The sequence below is a fragment of the Sphaerisporangium sp. B11E5 genome (assembly GCF_039871875.1).
Lineage (GTDB): Bacteria > Actinomycetota > Actinomycetes > Streptosporangiales > Streptosporangiaceae > Sphaerisporangium.
Genome location: NZ_JBDPMD010000101.1, coordinates 1 through 3,504, shown reverse-complemented (window position 1 = coordinate 3,504; position 3,504 = coordinate 1). Strand labels below are relative to the sequence as shown.

General features: G+C 74.9%; 1 protein-coding gene. It reads right to left on the bottom strand.

Annotated elements, in window-relative coordinates; all coding sequences use genetic code 11:
• Nucleotides 1-866: 866 nt before the first annotated feature.
• The gene (locus ABGB17_RS38645) at nt 867-2,633 is read right to left on the bottom strand and encodes a hypothetical protein (RefSeq protein ID WP_347639341.1); all 1,767 of its coding nucleotides are present in this window, start codon (nt 2,631-2,633) and stop codon (nt 867-869) included.
• Between the last annotated feature and the right edge of the window lie 871 nt (nt 2,634-3,504).

The window sequence follows — 3,504 nt, the reverse complement described above, 5'->3', positions numbered from 1 at the left end:
ACCCGGCTCCGCCTCATCCCAGGCGACACACCCCACAAGAACCCACACCCGCACACACTCACCGCTTAACCTGCAGAAACAGGATCACGCAGAGATCAACTCATACACCACTCCCCTGGACGTGACCTGACGGTGTGCAGAGATTCGATGAAACATGTTGAGGTTGGTGACTACCTACCGAGGTGGGTGATCACGTGCCGAGGTTGCTGGTGACGTGCTGAGGTTGGGTGTGAACGTGCTGAGGTTGGGTGTAAACGGACCGAGGTTGGGGGCAAACGGACCGAGGTTGGAGGCAAATGGGCTGAGGTTGGTGATAGCGCGCATTCGGTCCGTGTACGGCCGGCACGACCCGCGGCCGATTGGCGCAGCCCGAGGACGGCGGGCGCGGCCCAGTGAGTGGGGGAACCGCTAGAGACCGCCGGCCCCGGCCACCCCTGGTGGCTGGGCGTTTTCCGCCGTGTCGTGAGGCCAGGGAAATGGACGGTTGATGACAGGCGTTCGACTCGTCCAGCCGGGAGGGCCGACGCGGCGGGTCAGGACCGGGGGCGAGTGGCGGCTGAACGGTCATGTGGAGCATCACATGCCCGTGCCCATCCTGGTGACGACCTGGAACCGCGTGACGGCCGACCGGCAGGCGGACGCCGGTGGCAGTTCCCCAGCGTCGGCTGTCGCGTATTCCTGGAGGGCGATGTCCTGTGGGGCGGCTCAGCGGTGGCCGATGGCGCCCCCGGCGGGGGGCTGCTGTGCCGGTAAGGGCGCGGTTCCCGTAGGAACCCATTGAAGAAACGCCAGGCGCAGGCCACGCGCCCGGCGTCCCCGTGATCCGGAGGCCGTTCCACCGAAGATACGACGAATGCCCGGATTGATTACTTGTCAGGTTTGAAAGTGGCGGTGAAGGTCTCGAAGAGGTCGTACATCTTCTTCCAGTCCTTGTCGGCCGTCTTCCAGTAGATGGCGTACCCGTGCTTCTTGTCGGTGACGAAGCCGCGGTTGACCACGTGGGCCCGGCCGCCGTTCGCGCTGTAGGTGAACTCCCAGTCGGCGGCGGTCTTCCAGTAGTCCACCTCCTTGATGCGGATCAGCTTGTAGCCGGGGAAACGGCCCCGGGCGGCGGGTTCCTGGTTGCGCCAGTCCTTCGCGGCGTCGGACTTCGGGCTGCTGGTCTGGTCGATCATCAGGAAGGCGTCCGGGTCCGGGCCGCGGAAGTAGATCTGCGTGCCTCTGCGCTCGGCGCGCTTCCAGCCTTTCGGCAGGGCCAGCGAGAAGCCGGTCCCGTCCTTGTACCGGTGCCAGCCGTCCGGTGCGTCCGCCGGGCTGGACCCGGTGGGCTCCGGTGTCGGGCTGAGCGAGGGTGACGCGGTGGGGGACTCCGGGCTGGCCGACGAGACCGCCCCTGAGGAGTCCGGGGAGCCTCCCGGCGACCCTGGGCCGCTGCTGGGCTCGCTCACCGCTGTCCTGCCGCCGGCTCCCGCAGGCTGATCCCCGGGGGTCTCCTCCGCCTGCCTCATCCCCAGCCACAGCGCGACCGCCGCCACCACGAGCACAACAGGCACGGTGACCAGGGCGATCGTCCGCACGGGCAACGCCCGCTCCCGGGCGCCCTCCTCGGCGTCCCCGCGGGCCCACCAGTCCGCGTCGCCGCGGACGGTCTCCCCGGCGTCGTGGTACCCGGCCACCGTCCCACCTCGAGAACCGGCCGTCGTGGCGCTTGGCTGGTCCTCCGCGGCACTCCACCGGTCGTCGGCGATGCCGCCGCTTCGAGAGGCGTGCAGGGTTCCACCCTGGGCGCCGGCGGCCGCGCCGGTCCGGCCGGCGTCCATGGCCGGGCTGTGCGAACCGGCGGCTGCGCCGGTCCGGGGGTCGTGCGTGGTTCCTTCGCGCGAACCGGCGGCCGCGCCGGTCCGGGTTCCACCGCCGGAACCGGTGGCTGTGCCGGCCCGAGAGGTGGACGTGGCCCCACCTCCAGGAGTGGCTGCTTCTGCGGGGTGGTCCGTCTCACCGCCCGGCGAGGCGGTCATCGGGCCGGGGCTTTGAGGGGCGGCCAGCGGGCCGGGGGGTGTGGTGCCGCGCTCGGCCGCCTGGGCGGCGGGCATCTCCGGCACCACGTACGGGTCTCGGTCGGCCGCGCCGGCCCCATAGGGGCGCCGCCTGGTGTCAGGCCGGTTCTCCGGACGGGTTTCCCCGCTCGGCGTCCTTCCCGGCCGGGGTACACGCGTCGGACGGTGCACGTCCCCGTCCTCGTACACTTCTGCCGGGTCCGGCTCGGCGGCACTGTCCTGTCCGTCGTGGGAGGACGCGCCTGCGGCGGTCCGGCTCTTGCCGGGGGACGGCCGGTCCGCGTCGGCAGCCGCTGCTTCCGCGCCGGGCATGTGCGCGGCGTCCGGGTCGGCGGGCCTGTCCTGCTCGTCGGGGGCGGGGGTGCCGGATGCGGCGTCCGGGGCCTGGGCTCGGTCGTCACCGGTGTGGCCGGGGGCGGCGGCGCGGGGTGCCGCGGCCTGGCCGCTCTCACCGGGGGCCGCGGGGGAGGGGCGGCTGCCGGTGGCCGGGTCGGCGGGGGCCTGGGCAGGGGTCGGTGGGGCGGGGGTGCCCTGCTTCGCGGCCTTGGCGAAGTCGTCGATGTGCTTGCCCGTCACCGGGACGCCGGCGCCTTCGCTGGACGCCTCGCGAGACGCTCCTGCGGAGGACGGAGCCCCCGGGGCGCCCGGGACCGCGGGAGCGCCTGAGGCGGACGGCGCGGAGGACGCGGCGCTGGGCGCGCCGGGGCGCCCGGCGGGGGTCGCTTCGCCGCCGGCTGTCCGGGCTCCGGGCTTCTGGGTGCCGGGAGTGCGGCCACCGGCCGTCGAGGAACCCCCGGATGGCGGGGTACCGGCCCTCTGGGCGGCGGCGGTCGAGGCCGCGGCCTGCTCGGAGGACCGGCCCGCGCCCCGGCCCGTGCCGGGTTCTGCGGCGGACGGCGCGCCGGATCCCGCGTCCTGCCCGGCGCCGCGTTCCGCGTCCTGCCCGGCGCCGCGTTCCGCGTCGCCTGCGGCGGCGGGGGCCGCCTGGCTGCCTGCGCCGGCAGCCGCGTCCGGTGCGGCGCCTCGTCCAGCCCGGGAGGCCGCGTCGCCCGCGGCGGCGGGGGTTGCCCGGCCGCCTGCGCCGGCGGCCGCGTCCGGTGCCGTGCCTCGTCCGGCCCGGGAGGCCGCACCGCGTCCATCCTCGACCGCCCGGCCGCCTGCGCCGGCGGCCGCGTCCGGTGCCGCGCCGGGTCCGGCGCCGGGTGCAGCGCCATGGCGACTGTCAGGCGCCGGGTGGCCGTCCGCGCCGGGTGCCGCGCCCGGTGTCGTGCGGGGTGTCGCGCCGCGTCCGCTGTCCGGTGCCGCGGGGCTCTCTGCGCCGGGTGCGGCGCCGGCGCGTCCGCCGTCTGGTGCCGCGGCGTATCCGGGACCGCGGTCGGCGCCGGCTGGGGCGGCGCCGGGGGGTGCCTGGTCGCGGGCGGCGGGGGAGGGGTCGGGGGTGTTGGGG